Genomic DNA, 18,611 nt, shown 5'->3' with positions numbered 1-18,611 from the left:
TATTCACAGCGGTCCTGAAAACCCGCCCCCAGTGCCTGACCGCCACCGCACCGGAAATAAATCCTGAAGGCGGTGCCGTCAGCCTGAGGATTCCATGCCCAACCAATCTCCTATAAGACTTGCCATCAACGGCTACGGCCGCATAGGACGCAGCGTTCTGCGCGCCTTATACGAGTCCAATCTGCGCGACCAAATGCAGATCGTCGCCATTAACGAGCTGGCCGACTGTGCCACCATCGCGCACCTGACCAAATACGACACCGTGCACGGCCGCTTCCATGGCGAAGTCACCGTCCACAACGACGCCTTACAGATTAACGGCGACCAGATAGCCGTCACCCACTTTGAAAACCTCGAAGACCTCGACTGGCGCCAAGAGCGCGTGGATGTTGTTCTCGAGTGCACCGGCAGCTTCACTGAACGCGAACGCGCGGAACTGCATTTAAAGGCGGGCGCCAAGAAAGTTATCTTCTCCCAGCCTGCTACCAGCGACGTCGACGCCACCATCGTCTACGGCGTCAACGACACCGCACTGACCGGCGCTGAGACCATCATCTCCGCTGCCTCCTGCACCACCAATTGCAGCATTCCCGTCATTGCCGCGCTGGAAAGTGCCTTCGGCATCGAAGCCGGCGTCATTACCACCATTCACTCGGCAATGAATGACCAGCCGGTGAACGATGCCTATCATCACACCGACCTGCGCAAAACCCGCTCCGCCATCTCCTCCATTATCCCGGTAGACACCGGACTGGCCCGCGGCATCGAGCGCATACTCCCGGAAATGGCCGGAAAATTCGAAGCCCAGGCCATGCGTGTGCCCACCGTTAATGTCTCCGCCATCGACCTTTCCGTGCAGCTGCACAGGAATGTCACCCAGGCGGAAGTAAACTCGGTACTGAAGCGCGCGGCAGAAACCCGCTTCTCCGGCGTACTCGGCTATACCGAGGAACCGCTCACCTCCTGCGACTACAACCACGATCCCCGCTCCGGCATCGTCGATGCCAGCCAGACCCGCGTCGCCGGTGGCAAGCTGGTGAAGGTGTTGATCTGGTTTGATAACGAGTGGGGGTTCGCCAACCGGATGCTGGATGTCACCAGACACGTGCGCGTTTGAACACGGTTGCAACGCTGTATCCGTGAAAATTTATCTCTTGACCCACGAAAGAGAGCTGGATAGGCCGACTAATACCGGAAGGCTTGCGCTGGATGTGGGCGTGGATACCGATGGCGTTGTAGAGCGTATCGTCTGGAACCGCATTGCGCCGAGCCCCAAGCTGCTCTCCGTGCTCAAGGCTCCCAGTGCTGGATTGCTGTATCCGGTATCGGAAGTCCCTGGCGAAGAGATCGCACTCGCGGATTGTGATCAATTTGTCCTGCTGGACGCCACTTGGCAGGAAGCGCGCAAAATGTTTAATCGCAGCCCCTATTTGCATCCTGTAAAACGTGTTGCGTTGGATACGACTGAAGCTTCCCGCTATACGCTGCGGCGCAATCAGCGACAGGGCGGTTTGTGTACTGCGGAATGCGTTATCGAAATTTTGCGGAGCAAGGGGCGCATGGAATTGGCTGCGTACATAAAGGCGCAATTCGACCACTTCAATATCCGATAGCGTTCACCAAGTTGGCATTTTCTCCGTGAATGAAATCGCGGTCATTGCGGGTTATTTCCCATTAATTTCATGACCAACTGAGCCCCTCTATTCAAGCTCCGGAGTCGCTATTCCACAGGTTTCGTCCCACGTTGGACGGGAAGTGATAGTGGGAGAAGTGTCGCCAAACCGAATTGGTAGATTGGAGGTGCACGCTGCAAAGCGTGCCTCAACCAATGAGGGAAAACGACGATGCATAATAAAAATAGATATAAAAAGTTGCTTCTCACCGTCGGCCTGACGGCCGCATTGCCGGCTTTCGGCCAGCAGTGCCAGTCTCCGGCGCCGGTGTGGGAAGACAACTTCGACGGTACCACTTTGGACACCTCTAAGTGGGAACCAATGATTGGCGATGGTTGTAGTTACGGTATTTGTGGCTGGGGCAATAGTGAGCTCCAGTATTACAAAGCCGAGAATGCCACCGTGGCCAACGGGTTGCTCACGATCACCGCACGCAAGGAGCGGGTGCAGAGCAAGGCCTACACCTCTGCGCGCCTGCGCACCGCCAACATGCCCAACGGCGGCGAGTGGACCAATGGTCGCTTTGAGGCGCGGATCAAGGTGCCGGACGGCACCGGTATGTGGTCGGCGTTCTGGATGCTGCCCACCGATCCCACCGAGGGCTGGCCGATCAGCGGCGAGATCGACATTCTCGAGTCTATCGGTCAATCGGATGAGTATGTATTTGGCACGCTGCACTACGGCGAGCTTTATCCGAATAATTCTTTCACCAGTAATCGCTTACTGACCCAGCCTGAACCCTGGTCGGCAGATTTCCATGTATATGCAGTAGAGTGGGAGACTGAGGAGATGCGCTGGTACGTGGATGACCAGCTTTACGCAACGCTTACCCCCGATGACCTGACCGACGCAGCCTACTGGACCTTCGAGAACTACCAGTATCACTTCCTGCTGAATCTGGCGGTGGGGGGTAATCTCGGCGGTGCGGTAGATGACTCCATGTTGCCGCAGACCATGCAGGTGGACTATGTGCGGGTCTACGACCATGGCCAGCCCAGTATCACGGGTGACCGTATTGTGGATAACGGTGAAACCACCACCTATTCCGTAGCCGGCGCCATTGGCGGCAATTCCGGCTATTCCTGGAGCGTGCCGGCCGACGCGACCCTGGTTGCCGGTGGCAACAGCGATACTGTCACCGTGCGGTGGGGCAGTGCCGGCGGTGCAGTGAATGTCAGCGTGAGTGACAGTTGTGGCAGTCGCGCGCTGAGCCTGCCGGTGCATGTGGGACCGAAGCTGGTGCAGGAGAGCGTGCTGGATAACTTCGAGTCCCAGCGCAACCTGACCTACAGCGTGTTTGACGGCACCTTTGTGCAGGACGCCGCCAACCCGCAGGCAGATGCCACCAATGGTTCATCCACTGTGGCGATGTATACCCGCTCTGCGGGAGCCCAGTACGACGTGATCGCTGCCGATACCTCGGCGATACCCGATGCCGACCCGTTCCTCTCCGGCGACAAAGCGTTTTATTTGGACGTGTTCACCAGCGCCGCCCCGGGTACCCAGATCCTGGTGCAGCTGGAGGACAGCTCTACTGCTACTGCCAGCAATTACCCTACCGGGCGTCACTCCAAGTTCGCCGCCTATGTGGGCGAGGGCAGCGGCTGGCAGCGGCTCAAGTTCGAGCTGGATGACCGAATTGATGGCGGCACCCCGGCAAACGCCGTGGACAGCCTGGTGATCCTGTTTGATCCCAACACCTTCAACGGGGACACCTACTACTGGGATAACTTCGACATCTACGGTCTCGATACCGGTGCCAACCAGTCTCCCTCCGCAAGTGCCAGTCACGCCTGCACCGGTCTGGACTGCAGCTTTGACGGCAGCGCCAGTGCGGATAGCGATGGTTCGGTTGTCGGCTACCAGTGGGACTTTGGAGATGGTGCTTCCGCCGCCACCGTTTCTGCCGGCCATACCTATGCGGCATCAGGCACCTACACCGTAACCCTCACGGTCACCGATGATCAGGGCGCTAGCGGCCAGACAAGCTTCGATGTAAGCGTAAACGACGGCGCCGAGGCCACTACCATGTATGTATCCAGTGTGGTGATCGGTACCGCGCCCGCGGGCAGGGGGCAGAAGTACGCAACCGCAACGGTAACCGTATTGGATGATCTGGGCCGCGGCGTGCCGGGCGTGTCAGTGAGCGGTAACTTTAGTGGCGGTATTACCGAGAACGGTGCGAGCGGACTCACCGATAGCAACGGCATCGCCAGCATCACCAGTACGGCTACTGCCGGTGGAAACCTCTCGGTCAGCTTCTGTGTCAGCGACCTGAGCGGTGGCCTGAGCCACGACACGGGTACCAGTACGGGACTTTGCCAGTAAAGCAGTACGTGCGCGGGCGGTGGTAGCCACCGCGCGTGATGAGGATGCTGGATTTCCAAGCAGATGGGCCTGCCTCCGGTGACGCCGGACGCAGGCCTTTTTATAGCTAGTTGAAAGGGCATTTGCACAATCAACTCGGAAATCAGAGCAGAAAAGCAATATTTAAATAGAGATGCGATCAAATACTATCCATCGCCATTCTGACTAGATATATTCCCCGTTCAATCACAAAAATATCAATAATATTTTGGGGGTAATATGGGTCGGTTATTCGAACCCTTTCGGTTGCTATTGCTTGCATCCCTGTTAACACTGACGGCTTGTGGCGGGGGCGGTGGATCCGATTCCGCCTCCACACCGGTCACACCGTCTCCTCAGCCTGAGCCTGAACCGGATACCACGCCGGAGAGTATTAGCTTCTCCAGTGTGACCGACGCAGACTGGGAGATCTGGGTTGAGTCGGAAGCCGTCACTATCCAGGGTATTGACCAGGCAATTGATATCGCCATCGAGGGTGGAGAATACTCCATCAATGATGGAGCGTTTACCGCGGCCGATGGCCAGGTTGCGAATGGCGATTCACTGGTTGTCCGGGTCATGACATCCCCAGAGTTTGAAGTCGAGACGCGGGCAACGGTCACTGTTGGCCCTCTGACCGCAATCTTTTCCGTCACTACCGACGCGGAGCGCGAAAAGCCTACCGCGGCGATCGGGTTTCCTCACGTTGACGGCCTGGTAGCCAGACTTTCCTACAATGGAAACCCTGCTCTGATTACTCTGCGCGGAACCGCTGCGGATAATGTCGCCGTACAGCGCGTCACTATTGGCGGTGTGGAAGCTTCCCCACAATCCGGCGATTCGTTGGAAAACTGGACCGCGGATATCTATCTGAGCGATGTGGGTGAGAACGCGCTGATCGTCGAAGTGGAAGACGTGAATGGCAATATCAATGCGCAGGCCGCAACCCGCAATGTAACCGTTACCGATATCAGTGCGTACGGAACCTGTGGCCCAATTGCCTATGACGCGGCGAACAACCGTGTACTGAAAGTGACTTCCAAGGTTACCGCGACGGATATCAATACCGGCGCATCGACGCATTATCCGGTATCCGGGAATTATCACGGATCGGCGTTCAATACGGAAACTGGGTTGCTGTATGCCTTCGACGTCGACGGCAATGTATTCGAAGTCAGCCTGTCAAATGCGCCAGACAATGCAATCTCATGGGATGGCACTAGCGGGGTCAGCTTCAAACCCGGCATGGCCACCATCGATGGCGCTACCAATACGCTGTATATACTTAACAGCAGCTTCGGGATATCTGAATGGGCTGTCTACAGTGTCGATTTGGCGTCTGGCGTCCGTGCGGTTGTCACCAGCGATAGTTACGGAAGCGGTGAAGATATTTCGGAAACTTTCGGAATTTCCGCGGCAAATGGGCGACTGTTTGCGCACTCGCGGGAGGCTGGCGAAGACCGGATTCTCGAGATTGACCTCGCCACGGGCAATCGCACGCTTGTCAGCGGCGCAGGTGTCGGCAACGGCTACGAGTTGAACTGGACGCACGGCTTCACAGTGGGCCCATTGGCACAGAAAGCCTATATTGGTGACTTTTACGATGAAATCATTGAGGTCGACCTTGTCAGTGGGGATCGTCGCCTGGTTTCTGCCAAGTACGATCATCTAGATACCAACCTCGTATTCGAGCAGGGGTTTGGTATGGCAATAAATGCCGATGCCGATGAGCTCTATCTGAACTGTTCCGCCAGCGAACTGATCGCGATCAATTTGACAACCGGCGAGCGGCGTCAGGTTACCCCGGCCGTGCGTGGTCAGGGGGTGCCGATGAACAACGGGCAGGCCGTTCGCTATGATTCGGTAAATGACCGTGTGCTACTGATCAATGGCGTGTATCAAAGCTATGCGCCAGAAATCATGTCTGTTGACCCGGTCACAGGCGATCGCACCATTGTGACCTCGGAAGTGACTGGTAGTGGCGTACAGCTCGAGCGCTTTAACGATTTTGCCGTAGACGATGTGTCTGGAGATATTTATCTGGCGCTGAGCTGGTGGGATAGCGCTTATCGGAACGCATTGGTCCGTGTTGACCCTGACAATGGCGACCGATTGCTGGTGTCAGGTAATGGCCGGGGCTTGGGACCCGTATTTAGCGAGATTCAAACCGTGGAGTTGGTGGAGGAAGAGGGTCTTGCCTATGTGCTTGATAAGGCGGTGGACGCTATCTTCAGAGTGGATCTGGCCAGTGGTAATCGGCAGGTATTTACGCAGCCAGGCAGTACCGGTAGTGGTACCGATTGGACACAGCCAGCTTATATGGCATTGAATCGGGATAAAACCCGGCTATACGTTTCTGAACAATCGACTGCAAGCATATACCAGGTGGATCTGGCGACCGGTCATCGGGAAGTTTTCTCGAGCGATACGGTGGGTGAAGGGCCGACGCTTGGCGAAGTTACACAAATTCGACTGGATGCTTTCCGCAATAAACTGGTTGTTCAGAGTTACAGTATTTCCGGGGGACAGCCGATAGTTTATGTAGATCTGGAAACCGGTGATAGAGAGTACCGTGAATCCCGAAACGTCAATACCAGTCAGCGCGCGGGAGTTGATCCCGAGACGGGCTTCACTTACATGACGGACTACAATGGCACTGTGCAGGTGTATGACCATGAAAGTCGACAGGCATTGATTCTGTCGCAGTGAATTCCATATTTCGCATGAATGATAAAAAGCACGGCCTTGCCGTGCTTTTTATTTCCTGGCGTGAGAACTCCCACTTTTTCTCTACCACGCTTAACCGGGCTGTACCCCGCAGGAGCCCATGCGGACCTTGTAGGGCTGATATTCTTCGAGGAACACCGCGAATTCAGAGCGGAAGGCTGTACAGGACTTGGTTTGGTCGTCCGACGTACCGCAGCAGCGGATCACTTCTGACAGCGCCTGCTGTGAAACGCTGTCAAACGCCTCGGACTGACCGGCACCGTACATGATGCTGTCTGGCCAGCTTTTCGCCGGGCGCCATGAATTATTGCCGTAGGCACCGCCGTAATAGCAGCCCGCGCCTTTAAGGCAGTCGAGCCCGATATCCTCGGTACCCCAGGCCGGGGTGCACTGGGAGCCGAAATACTCATCCTCGGTGTTTTCTGACCAGGTGCAGCAGGAAACCGTGCCGCCGTCATCGGTTTTACATTCACCGGCTTCGCTGCGGTTGTGACTGACGCAGGCATCCTTGCTGTCGAAGGTGCTGCAGGCCGCGCTGGCGGAGAGGGTATATTCGGAGGCAGGCTTGAAGCTGTTGCACCATTTTTCGCAGCCTGGACCATCCAGGTTACCCCATTCCCGCGATAGCTCACTGGGCCATCCGGTCACCGGAGATCCGTCGGCATTGGTACCGCCGTCGTACAGGTCAGCGAGGCCAAAATTGTGGCCTACCTCGTGCGCCACCAGATTTTTTAGATTAAACAGCGCGGTATCTGCGTCCGGCCACTGGCTGTCGCTGCCCAGATAGATGATCTCGCCACCGGAAGCCCCGTAGCCGGTATCCGCTACCACCACCTTGATGACACCGTGGATATCATCGACGTCGCACTGCTCGAGTATCGCCTGGTGAACCCGGTCATCATCACAGGCAAAGGAGGCGCCGCTGCTATTGCCGGTGGCTTCACACCCGAGTGCATCTGCACCGGTCAGGTCGAGACGGAAAAAGGCGAAGTTGGCCGAGTAATCCGCCAGTGGTGCCAGCTTCTGGAACTGGTTGTGGATTGCATCCTCGAGGATCTCATCGAAATAGGGTGCATTGTCCAGATTGGCGAATAGCAGCTTGAATTCCGCCAACTCGCTGCCCGCGACCAGTGGGCAGCTGGAGCTGGAGCTGGCCGCGACGCGAGCGTACTCTCCAGGTTGAACTGCTACCGGTGATCCAGAAGAACCCGATGACGTATCAGTAGAACCACCGGAGCTGTTTTGTGAATCGGTGGGGGCATTGGATGGTGGCGGTACCTGGGTGAGATCCTTATCAGGCTCTTCACCACCACCGCCGCCACAGCCGAGTACGAGGGCGGAAAAAATACACAGGCCACACAGCCAGAAAGTACGGAATCGCATCTTGAAAGGATTGAGGTTGCCTAAGTGTGGACACTTGGCCATAGTCCACTGGTTATTGGTATTTGAGCCCAATCCCTTGTGCGTCTGTCACCGGAGCCCCTTTGATCCTTTCCGGCTGATTATGTTTGGTGCAAAAGTAGGCGATTCTACGGTTGAAAAATGATCGTTTCCAGCGATAAAACCGCAGTTTCAGAATTGAATGGAAAGTCAGATTGATACCCGGCCGCGGCCGGACAAGCCTGGAGAAAAGTGATGAGAAAATTGTTCTTTTTATTCGCCATTATGGCGATTGCTTTGCCTGCTTCTGCGCTGGAAGTGGGAGATATGGCCCCGGAGTTTTCTCTGCAGGCTTCCGATGGAAAAACCTATACCCTGTCCGATTACAAGGGCAAACAGGCGGTAGTCGTCGCCTGGTATCCCAAGGCGTTTACCAAGGGTTGTACCATTGAGTGCAAATCCCTGGCGGAGAACGGTCACCTGATCCGTGAATACGATGTAGCCTACTTTATGGCGAGCACCGACGAAGTAGAGGACAACGCCAAGTTCGCGGCAGAGCAGAAAGCGGACTTCCCGCTATTGAGTGACCCGACTGGCGACGTCGCGGCTGCATACGATGTAAAAATGCCGGTATTGAACATGGCCAAGCGGGTAACTATCTACATAGGCAAAGATGGCAAGGTGCTGAAGATCGATCGCGATATCAAGCCCGCCACCAGCGCCCAGGATATGGCCGCTACCCTCGGACAGCTGGATGTGGCTCGGAAGGAATAATCCTTCCCCCAGGGAATAAGCCGAATCAGAAAAGGCCGCTCACGCGGCCTTTTCTTTATCTGGGTTTTATGGCGGCATCCTGCAAATAAAAAAGGCCGCAATTGCGGCCGAACACTGGGGGTATTTTTTGAGATACTTTTGCCTGCACCGTTAGTCAGATCTCTTTGCCTCGAGCAATTCCAGACCCTGCAGCTCGGGAATTGTTCTGTGCAGTTCGGTTTCCAGAGCATCCAGTTCAAGTAACTGGGCACACAGACCTTCGGCACGAGCCTCAATTCGCTCCGCTTTCTTTTCCATAACCTTTTCTACCTTTTCGGCAGCAAGCTCGGCATCCCGCTCGATACTGGCACCACCGGTGAACGCCGCTTTCAGTGCGTGCCAGGCGATTTTGCCTGCGGATTTCTTTGCCAGCGCCTCGAGCTGCGGCTCTAGCTCGCGCTCGAAGGATTCGCCCATCGCATGGTCAATCCAGGATCCACCGAAGGTGTATACGTCACCCGGGCGCTGGGTTTGCACCATTAGCTTGGTGCGCAGGGCCCGTGAAGATGTGAGAAATTCCTGGGTGTCAGGATCGTCCGCGCCGGCGAGGGCTGACAGGGCGATTCCAACTCCATCCAGTGCGATATCCATCGCGTCTGCAGCGATCAGTGAGACATCGCGACCAGCACTGTGCAGGCCCTGCTGGTAGGACTGCATCAATACCTGCTGTTCCGGAGTGAGGATGACCCCGTCGTCGCCCACCGCCAGTTGGTCAGGTGCGTGGTATGCGATCTGTGGCGCACTTTTGTTTCCTGCCCAGGTCTCTATGAAATCCGGCCCTACGGTTACCTGCTGGTGCAGGTCCACCGAGCAACTGCTGTGATTGTCTGCATCGATATGCACCTCAGTGGCCAGGGCCACTGAGGAAGAAAGGGCTGCAACTGCAAAGAATGGGAGTAGGTGCTTCATCGCTGTATCCGTATTTATTCATCTGCACCTATGACGCACGCAGTGATCCATCTGGATGCACGGGGGGAGTAAAAAAATCTGGCATGCATATTGCTCTATACCGTGTAGCGCTCAGAAAAATACCTGAGAACTGCTGATTCCGGTGGTCGCGGGGATCCCCCGCACCGCTCTGTCTCCCGGGTGCGGTTGGCCCGGACGTATCTGAAAGTGCCCGTTGTATCTGATGTATTGCGAGCTGTGTATATCCGCGGATTACACGGCACGGGATGCTTTTGCCCAAAAATTATGGTTATGGCATTTATTCAATAAGAAGGGTGGGTTATGAAGCGTAAGTCTCTAAGTTTTGCCGTGATGGCAATTATCGCCGGCGGTGCACTTGCACCGGTAGCGCCGGTATTGGCGGAAGAAATTGAGGAGGTGGCCGTTACCGGCGTGCGCGGCAAGCCGCGCTCGGTTTCGGATTCCCCAGTGCCAGTCGATGTGTTCGGCAGTGAAGCACTGGAATCGGTATCCCATACCGATACCAACGATGTGCTGAAAACGCTGGTACCTTCCTACAACGTATCCCGGCAGCCGATCAGTGACGGTGGTACATTCATTCGCCCGGCACAGCTGCGCGGCATGCCTACAGATAAAACGCTGGTCCTGGTGAACTCTAAGCGCCGTCACCGCGCGTCCCTAGTACAGATTGGCGGCTCCGGCACCCAGGGCCCGGATATTGCCACCATTCCAAGCTCCGCACTGAAATCGGTGGAAGTGCTGCGCGATGGTGCGGCGGCGCAGTATGGTTCAGATGCGATCGCCGGGGTGATCAACTTTATTCTCAAAGACAACGCTGAGGGTGGATCTTTCTCGGTAAATACCGGGGAATACAGTGAGGGTGATGGATTTCAGACCACTGCCAACGGTAATTTTGGCCTGGCACTGGGTGCCAATGGTTTCCTGAGTATTTCCGGGGAGGTTTCCCAGCAGGATTTCACGCAGCGCGCGGAACAATACTGTGGTGACTGGTTCTGTCTGGATCCAGATAACCCCATCTACGACAGCAACGAATGGTATGCAGCCTATACCGAAGATCCTGATTTTATCGCAGCGTCCAAAAAAGCATCTCTTGCGGGCGACGTAGTGCAGCCATGGGGACAGCCGAATGCGGAAGCGGCACGACTGTTCTTTAACGCGGGTTATGATCTCGGCGGTGGCAAGGAGCTGTATGCCTTCGGTAACTACTCCGAAAGTGAGGCGGACGGCAGCTTCTATTACCGTTACCCCAACAACGGCACCATCATGGACCTCCGTGAAGAAGATGGCTCCATTTACAATCCACTGGAAAAATTCCCGGGTGGTTTTACACCGCGCTTTTTCGGTGAAGTTACCGACTACTCCCTGGTCAGTGGCTTAAAAGGCGAGCTGAGTTCCGGGATTCTGTACGACTTTAGTGCACGTTACGGTTTCAGTGAAGTAGCGTACACCCTGAAAAACACCATCAACCCCTCCATGGGCCCCGACAGTCCCACCGCATTCAAGCCGGGCACCCTGGCCAACGAGGAAGTGCAGCTACAGGCAGATTTCTCCAAAGAACTCGACTGGGGCATGACAGCACCCGTGGTTGCCGCGTTCGGGCTCAGCTATATGGATGAGTCCTATGAGCTAACCGGTGGTGATCCGGATTCCTACGCTGCTGGTCCCTATGCGACGCAGGATCCCTGGGGTTTCTGTGACGCGGGTATGGAAACCGCTGCGGGACAGGCGGTTATCGACGCCGGTTCCACGCTCGACTGTGCCAACGAAGATGACCCGGTTTACACCGCGGTAGGCGTTGGCTCCAACGGTTTTCCGGGCTACTCTCCGGAATACAGCGGTAGTTACACTCGTGACTCCTATGCGATCTACGGTGACTTGAGCACGGACCTTTCCGATAAACTGTTTGTGCAGGCTGCGGCGCGCTTCGAAGATTATTCCGACTTCGATTCCGAGCTGGTCGGTAAGCTCGCAATGCAGTATGACCTGACCGAAACCATCGGCCTGCGCTCTTCCATCGGTACCGGCTTCCGTGCACCGACGCCGGGCCAGCAAGGCACCACCAACGTTTCAACACGACTGCCCAACGGATTCCCGGTAGCAACCGGTCTGTTCCCGGCCAGCAGTTCTGTTGCCCAGGCACTGGGTGCCGAAGCGCTGAAACCGGAAACTTCGACCAACTTTACCTTTGGTTTCACTGCCGACTTTGACAAGCTGAACCTGACGGTCGACTTCTATCGAATCGATGTTGATGATCGCACCTACGCGATTTCCACCCTGGATGTCGCCGCGGATCCATCCGATCCGGCAGCTTATGCAAATTACCTGGCACTGGTTGACGCGGGCGTTGTAGGGGCTGAGTCCATTGGCGGGGTGTTCTATTTCACCAATGCATTCGATACCCGCACCCAGGGGGTGGACGTGGTGGCCACTTACCCGCTCGAATGGTCCGTGGATAGTGTGACCAACATTACCGCCTCACTGAACTACAACAAGCATGAATTTGCCTCGGATCCCAGTGAGTACCTGAACGAGGAAGACCAGTACGATTTCGAGAACTTCAACCCGAAACTGCGCGGTGCGGTAACCGCAACGCACGAGTTTGGACCGCTTGCACTGATGGCGCGCGCCAACTGGTATGGCAGCTCCGAAAACTATCAGGGCGGGGAAATCCAGGATTACAGTTCTGTTGTTCAGGTTGATCTCGAGGGCAAATATCACCTGACCGAAGCCACCAATGTGAGTGTGGGTGGGCGTAATATCTTTGACGAGTACCCGGACGAGGACATGCTTGGAGACTACTGCTGTGGTGCCAAGTACCCCTCAGATTCCATCGTTGACTGGCAGGGTTCCTACTACTACATGAGCCTGAATCACAACTTCTAAAACAGCAGTGTCTTCTGCAACGTTGAATCCCCGCCTCGGCGGGGATTTTTTATGTCTGGAATAAATCCCTCTTGCTGTACATATGTCGAAAAGGTAAGGGCGCAAGCCAGTGCTGGTTTCGGACTGCTGAAGTGAACATTGGAGAAGGGTAACGTGCAATATTTCTACGTGTATTTATGAGCCTTTCCTGGCGACAGAGTCGGGCAAGTAAATACTGGAGATCGTAATGCTGAGCGGAGAAGTTTATGTCTCCGGGGAAAGAATAGCGGGCACAAAAAAGGCCAGCAGAGCTGGCCAGTGGAGCGACTTTGATTCTGTGTCTGACTAAATCAGCTCATGCGGTGCAGTACCTTGGGCAGCGCGGACGTGTATTTCTGCACATCTTCGATATAACCCATGCTGACCCGCGACCAGTTGGTGTAGTCGCGGTAGATACCGCGGATCAGCACGTTCTCTTTTGCCATCTCTGCGCGGAAAGTTTCCGCGTTGAGGTCGCCCAGGTTTACGAACATGAAGTTGGTGACAGAAGGCAGCGCAGTCAGGCCGTTTTCCTTTACCGCGGCGCTGACCATATCCCGAGCCTCTTTGACCTTGCTGCGGCAGTAGTCCATGAACTTGTGATCTTCATAGCAGGCGATGGCGGCTGCCAGGCCGGCCTGGTTGAGGCCATACCAGCCCAGGCCGTAGCGTTCCATTTCTGCAATCTTTTCCGGCTGTGCGATCAGGTAGCCCACACGCATGCCGGCGAGTCCGTAGATCTTGGAGAAGGTACGTGCAACGATAATGTCGTGGCCGTCCTTGATCAGGGGAATCACCGTATTTGCATCGCTGTTGTCGGTGAGCTCGTTGTAAGCCTCATCCGCCAGCACGGTGCACTTCTTGGAAGCCTTGATACAGAAATTGCGCATCGCTACCGGATCGATCAGCATCCCGGTAGGGTTGTTCGGGTTGGTGACCTGCACCATGGAAATGGAATCGTCGATGGCGCCGTACATGGCGTCCAGGTCGATGGCGAGGGATTCCAGTTTGGGGAGTCGTTTGATCTCGCCAATCTTCTGCATTTCAACCACCCGGGAGGTGGTGTCCCAGAATAGATCCGGTCCGAGAATATTGCCTTTCTGGGCAGCGGCTATGGCCGCGGCGGCGAGACCGGCGCTGCTACCGGAACCGAGTGTGACATGATCCGGCGTGAGTCCGTGGCGCTCGGCAATCATGGTTTTCAGACGCATCACGCTGTCGTAAACGTAGTAAGCACCCTTCTGGCTCGCTTCCATCATGGCCTTGAGGGCCGCGGGGCTGGGGCCGTAGGGGTTTTCGTTGGCGTTAAGCTTGGCTACGCCGGGGGGCGGTCCGTACAGGGGGGTAGGTCTCACGATCTCTTTTGCGGATGCGCTGCTGGCGAGTCCGCCGACTGTTGCCGCGGAGAAGGCGGCAGTGGCGCCCTGTAGAAACAACCTCCTGCTCAGTGATTTATGCATTATTTTGCTCTCCCCGTTATTCGAGTGTTGTGTTGAATTCAATGAAATGTTGCATCACGCCTTGGCGAACATCGCCAGGGATACCGCGATCAGGTAGACCCCGAAGAGACGCTTCAGGTGTAATTCGTTCAGGCTGTGCGCCCAGCGCGCACCGATAGGAGCGGAAATGATCGAGAACACAGAAATCGCGATCAGCGCCGGAATATTGATGTAGCCAATGGAGCCCATGGGCAGATTCGGTGCATTTAGCCCCATAATGAGGAATCCTATGGCGCCGGGCAGGCCGATCAGGAAGCCAATCCCGGATGCGGTTGCCACAGCCTGGTGCGTCGGGCGGTTGCACAGCACCATGGTCATTACGGTGATGGTGCCGCCGCCGATACCGAGCAGTGATGAAAAGCCACCTAAAAAGCTCGCCAGGCCGGCGCGCGCAATACCCGTGGGCATTTCCAGTTTGCCTTTGAGGCCATCAAACAGGTTGGGAAACAGGAAGTAGATGGAATACAGCAGTACCCCAGCGGCAAATACATTTACCAGGCTCTGACTGTTGGTAAAGGATGCAATATAGAGACCGGCTCCGACGCCCAGTACGATCCAGATCGACCAGTCCCTCAATACCTTGAAGTCCACGGCCCCCCGCTTACTGTGTGCCTGCACCGAGCGTGCTGATGAAATGACGATAGAGGCGAGGGAGGTGCCTACCGCCACCCGCATCATTTCGTCCGATGCGCTGTGTAAAAACGGGAATACCGCCAGCAACGCAGGTACTACTACAAAGCCACCGCCATTTCCGAAAAGTCCCGCGGTGATACCCGCAATAAGGCCCGCGGCGCAGAGCAGCAGGATAAACAGTGAAATTTCCTCGACGCTCATATACTTCTCCGACGTTCTCCATTGAACAGAGATGGAAAAGCATTAACCGTGCCAAACGACGCGCCAATTTTTTGCCGATTCAGTGCTTGCGATAAAGCGTCGCCGGCGAACGGCAGAACGAGTTTCGGTAGATTGTGCGGCCGGTGTCGCGTTACGCAGAGGGTTCGTTCTTTATTCCTCCGCAGTCTGGGCTTTCGCGCAGCTGCAGGTTTACGAATGGCTGACAGGTGTTAATCTCTGTGGCTGATTTCCGGGGCAATCCGCGCTGGAAAAGTTTGAGTAACCCTGCCGGGGGAGACATGTTTAGAAAAATAATCATTACAACCGCGCTGCTGTTCAGTATTTGCGCTCAGGCGGAAACCATCACTGGTCTTACTGCAGGCCTGGACAGGCAGCAGGGCCTGTTCGACTTTTATTGGGACGACAGAAAAGGTCGGGTGCTGTTGCAGATCGACCAGTTTGATCGTGAGCTGTTACTGCTCACTGGTCTTGCCCAGGGCCTGGGTTCGAATCCGGTGGGGCTGGATCGCAACCAGGCGGGCGAAAGTCGCGTGGTGAAATTCGAGCGGGTCGGCAATAAGGTACTGATCCATCAGGTAAATCTCGATTATCGGGCGCAGTCGGATAATCCGGCAGAGCGGCGCGCAGTAGAAGAAGCCTTTGCTTCGTCGGTGCTGTGGGGCTTCGAGATCATTGCACAGGAGGGTAGTGGTGTACTGGTGGATTTCACGCCTTTCCTGTTGAGCGATCAGCACGGTATTGCTCAGCGTCTGAAAGATGCCAAGCAGGGCAGCTACAGTGTGGATGCCAGTAAATCAGCGGTTTACCTGCCACGTACCCGCAGCTTCCCGCAAAACAGCGAGTTTGAAGCACAGCTCACCTTTGCCGGCAGCGAACCCGGGAAATACATGAAAGAAGTAGTGCCCACCCCGAAGCTGGTGACACTGCGACAGCATATTTCCCTGGTGGCCTTACCCGAGACCGGTTACCAGCCGCGCAAGTTCCACAGCCGCAGCGGTTATTTCCCGCTCACCTACCGCGACTACGCCACTGAAATTGATCAGCCGATGGACCAGCGACTGATTTTCCGTCACCGCCTGCAGAAGAAACCCGACAGCAATGAAGTGGTCGAGCCGATTGTGTACTACGTGGATTCCGGTGTGCCGGAACCTGTACGCAGTGCCCTGATCGAGGGTGCCAGCTGGTGGAACCAGGCGTTTGAGGCAGCCGGCTTTGAAAACGCATTTCAGGTAAAACTGCTGCCGGAAGACGCCGATCCGCTGGATGTGCGCTACAACGTGATTAACTGGGTGCACCGCTCTACCCGCGGCTGGTCCTACGGCTATTCGGTCTACGATCCTCGCACCGGCGAAATCCTCAAAGGCAATGTCACGCTCGGTTCCCTGCGGGTGCGCCAGGACTTCCTGATCGCCCAGGGACTGCTGCAGCCCTACGCTAAAAAAGATGCAGATACCGAGAAGCTCAAGGAAATGGCGCTGGCACGTATCCGCCAGCTCTCCGCCCATGAGGTTGGCCACACTCTGGGGCTCGCGCACAACTTTATTGCGAGCACCGCGGGGCGCGCCTCGGTAATGGACTACCCCGCACCGCTGGTCACCCTGAGCGGCAACGACCTGAAGCTGGGGGAGGCCTATGACACCGGCATCGGCGCTTGGGACAAGCTCGCAATCCGCTATGGTTACGGAATTGCCGATGAGTCAGAGCCGGAATACTTGGCCGGGATCATCGATGCGGCGCAACAACAGAAATTGCGTTTTATCTCTGACCCTGACTCCCGCGCAATCAACAATGCGCATGCTGAATCCCACCTGTGGGAAAACGGCGAGGATGTGCTGGGTGAGTTTCAGCGTATGACCGAGCTGCGCCACCATGCGCTGGAAAACTTTTCCACCGCGGCCAACCGTCCGGATGTTGCGCGTTCTTCCCTTGATGAAACCCTGGTGCCCGTATATTACGGTCATCGCTACCAGGCGGAAGCTGTGGGTAAGCTGATCGGTGGACTGGACTACAACTACCTGTACAACGACGCCGAGGGTGAAAGCTACACCATGGTGCCGGCGGACAAGCAGCAGCAGGCGATAGACTCCCTGGCTGAGACGCTGAAACCGGAGTTCCTCACCCTGCCGGAAAAGGTCCTGAAGTTGTTGCCGCCGAAGTCTTACGGTTACAGCCGCACCATTGAAAGCTTCCCCGCATATACCGGCGTGACCTTTGACAGCATCGCCATGGCGGAGGCCGCGGCTGGGCATACATATTCAATCCTGCTCCATCCCGAGCGCGCAGCACGATTGCAGCAGCAACAGGCACGCAGGGGCGAAGGGCCGGGCTTCAATACCCTGCTTGCCCAGTTGACCGAACAGGCTCTCGACCATGAGGACTATCAGGGGCTTCAGGCGGCAATTCACCAACGCGTCAACCACGTGTACATTCACCAGCTGATGGTACTGGCAAGTAACAAGAATGCGTCCGAGTCTGCCCGCGCTCGCGCCAATTTCGAGCTGGCGAAGTTCCAGCACGCGATTGGTGAAATGAAACTTTTCGGGGACGATCTGCACGGCTACAACGCCCATTACTTCTATGAGGCGAATCGAATAGCGGCTTATAGGGATGGGGAGCTGACAGTGGAAGCCGGTGATATCAAACCGATGCCTCCGGGATCACCCATCTAAGCGAAAAGAATTTGTTCGTTTATAAAAAAAGGCCGCGCAGAACCTGCGCGGCCTTTTTTAATGTCAGGATGGTACCGGCCTTAAAACAGGCATTGGCTACCCCACCAGAAGCGACAGTTGATGGTGACACTTTTGGAGACCGAATGGCTGGCGCCATCGTCGTCGGTGACGGTGAGGGTCACCGCGTAGGTGCCGTTTTCGGTGTATGCGTGGCTGGGGTTCTGTGTAGTTGCACTGCTGCCATCGCCAAAGTCCCAGGACCAGCTGCTGATGCTACCGTCACTGTCGCTGCTGTTGTCGGTGAAGTTTGCGGTGACACGGGATACGGAAATGCTGAAGTCGGCGGTTGGGGGCTGGTTCTCCACCGGTTCACCACTGCTGACCGTCACCTCCTGCGAGGTGGAGTCGGTCACGCCATCATTGTCGCTGACCGTGAGCGAAACGGTGTAGGTGCCGGCGGCAGCATAGCTGTGGCTCGGGTTCTGCGCGCTGGAAGCATTGCCGTCGCCAAAATCCCAGTCCCAGGCAGTGATATTGCCGTCCGGATCGCCGCTCTGGTCCATACAGTCGATGGCCAGTTCGTCTGTGCTGCAACTGAATGCCGCCTGGGGCGGCCGGTTGCCGGTGGATACTGTATCCAATGCAGCGCGGGCATCCACGATGCCGGCGCCACAGCCCCCGGAGCAGCTGCCGGGGAGGGGGCGGGCGGTGTTCTGCAGGATATTGATCACCTCGTCCGGGGAGATACCGGGGCTGGCCTGGTAGAGCAGTGCGGCGACCCCGGCCACATGGGGTGCCGCCATACTGGTGCCCTGGTA

Annotated in this window: 12 protein-coding genes; 7 read left to right on the top strand and 5 right to left on the bottom strand. The window is 56.3% G+C overall.

The window, feature by feature from the left end:
* Positions 1-94 precede the first annotated feature (94 nt).
* The 4 genes from gap to B4U49_RS05000 all read left to right on the top strand — a co-directional run bounded on the left by gap (position 95) and on the right by B4U49_RS05000 (position 6,728).
* Positions 95-1,117: a type I glyceraldehyde-3-phosphate dehydrogenase gene (gene gap / locus B4U49_RS05015; protein WP_078083483.1), complete on the top strand. Its 1,023-nt coding sequence runs from the start codon at positions 95-97 to the stop codon at positions 1,115-1,117.
* Positions 1,092-1,613 carry a DTW domain-containing protein gene (locus tag B4U49_RS05010; protein ID WP_078083482.1) on the top strand — a complete coding sequence of 174 codons (522 nt, stop codon included), beginning with the start codon at positions 1,092-1,094 and terminating at the stop codon, positions 1,611-1,613. Before gap ends, B4U49_RS05010 begins: the two co-directional genes overlap by 26 nt.
* A gap of 231 nt (positions 1,614-1,844) precedes the next feature.
* Complete coding sequence (locus B4U49_RS05005; RefSeq protein ID WP_078083481.1) at positions 1,845-4,001, top strand: PKD domain-containing protein; 2,157 nt, start codon at positions 1,845-1,847, stop codon at positions 3,999-4,001.
* Positions 4,002-4,259: 258 nt separating this feature from the next.
* The gene (locus tag B4U49_RS05000) at positions 4,260-6,728 is read left to right on the top strand and encodes an NHL repeat-containing protein (RefSeq protein ID WP_143735536.1); all 2,469 of its coding nucleotides are present in this window, start codon (positions 4,260-4,262) and stop codon (positions 6,726-6,728) included.
* A 90-nt stretch (positions 6,729-6,818) separates the two neighbouring features.
* On the opposite strand, the gene B4U49_RS04995 is transcribed toward B4U49_RS05000, so the two are convergent.
* Positions 6,819-8,171 (bottom strand): zinc metalloprotease, encoded by a 1,353-nt coding sequence (locus tag B4U49_RS04995; protein WP_078083479.1) that lies wholly within the window; start codon positions 8,169-8,171, stop codon positions 6,819-6,821.
* Between the two features lie 210 nt (positions 8,172-8,381).
* Between B4U49_RS04995 and B4U49_RS04990 the strand changes: the two genes are divergently transcribed.
* Complete coding sequence (locus B4U49_RS04990; RefSeq protein ID WP_078083478.1) at positions 8,382-8,900, top strand: peroxiredoxin; 519 nt, start codon at positions 8,382-8,384, stop codon at positions 8,898-8,900.
* A 150-nt stretch (positions 8,901-9,050) separates the two neighbouring features.
* On the opposite strand, the gene B4U49_RS04985 is transcribed toward B4U49_RS04990, so the two are convergent.
* Positions 9,051-9,848 carry a DUF2884 family protein gene (locus B4U49_RS04985; protein ID WP_078083477.1) on the bottom strand — a complete coding sequence of 266 codons (798 nt, stop codon included), beginning with the start codon at positions 9,846-9,848 and terminating at the stop codon, positions 9,051-9,053.
* Between the two features lie 321 nt (positions 9,849-10,169).
* On the opposite strand from B4U49_RS04985, the gene B4U49_RS04980 reads away from it, so the two are divergent.
* Complete coding sequence (locus B4U49_RS04980; RefSeq protein WP_078083476.1) at positions 10,170-12,752, top strand: TonB-dependent receptor plug domain-containing protein; 2,583 nt, start codon at positions 10,170-10,172, stop codon at positions 12,750-12,752.
* Positions 12,753-13,081: 329 nt separating this feature from the next.
* Here B4U49_RS04980 and B4U49_RS04975 read toward each other — a convergent pair whose 3' ends face one another.
* Positions 13,082-14,230 carry a pyridoxal phosphate-dependent aminotransferase gene (locus B4U49_RS04975; protein WP_078083475.1) on the bottom strand — a complete coding sequence of 383 codons (1,149 nt, stop codon included), beginning with the start codon at positions 14,228-14,230 and terminating at the stop codon, positions 13,082-13,084.
* Positions 14,231-14,284: 54 nt separating this feature from the next.
* Positions 14,285-15,103, bottom strand: a complete 819-nt coding sequence (locus tag B4U49_RS04970) for a sulfite exporter TauE/SafE family protein (RefSeq protein WP_078083474.1) — start codon at positions 15,101-15,103, stop codon at positions 14,285-14,287.
* 299 nt (positions 15,104-15,402) lie between these two features.
* Between B4U49_RS04970 and B4U49_RS04965 the strand changes: the two genes are divergently transcribed.
* Complete coding sequence (locus tag B4U49_RS04965) at positions 15,403-17,793, top strand: zinc-dependent metalloprotease (RefSeq protein ID WP_078083473.1); 2,391 nt, start codon at positions 15,403-15,405, stop codon at positions 17,791-17,793.
* A gap of 80 nt (positions 17,794-17,873) precedes the next feature.
* Here the strand turns inward: B4U49_RS04965 and B4U49_RS19330 are convergent.
* Positions 17,874-18,611: PKD domain-containing protein (locus B4U49_RS19330; protein ID WP_143735535.1), on the bottom strand; the 738-nt coding region annotated here is incomplete at its 5' end.

Source organism: Microbulbifer mangrovi (assembly GCF_002009015.1).
Classification (GTDB): domain Bacteria; phylum Pseudomonadota; class Gammaproteobacteria; order Pseudomonadales; family Cellvibrionaceae; genus Microbulbifer; species Microbulbifer mangrovi.
The sequence above is the reverse complement of the archived record's forward strand: the minus strand, read 5'-3'. Positions and strand labels throughout refer to the sequence as shown.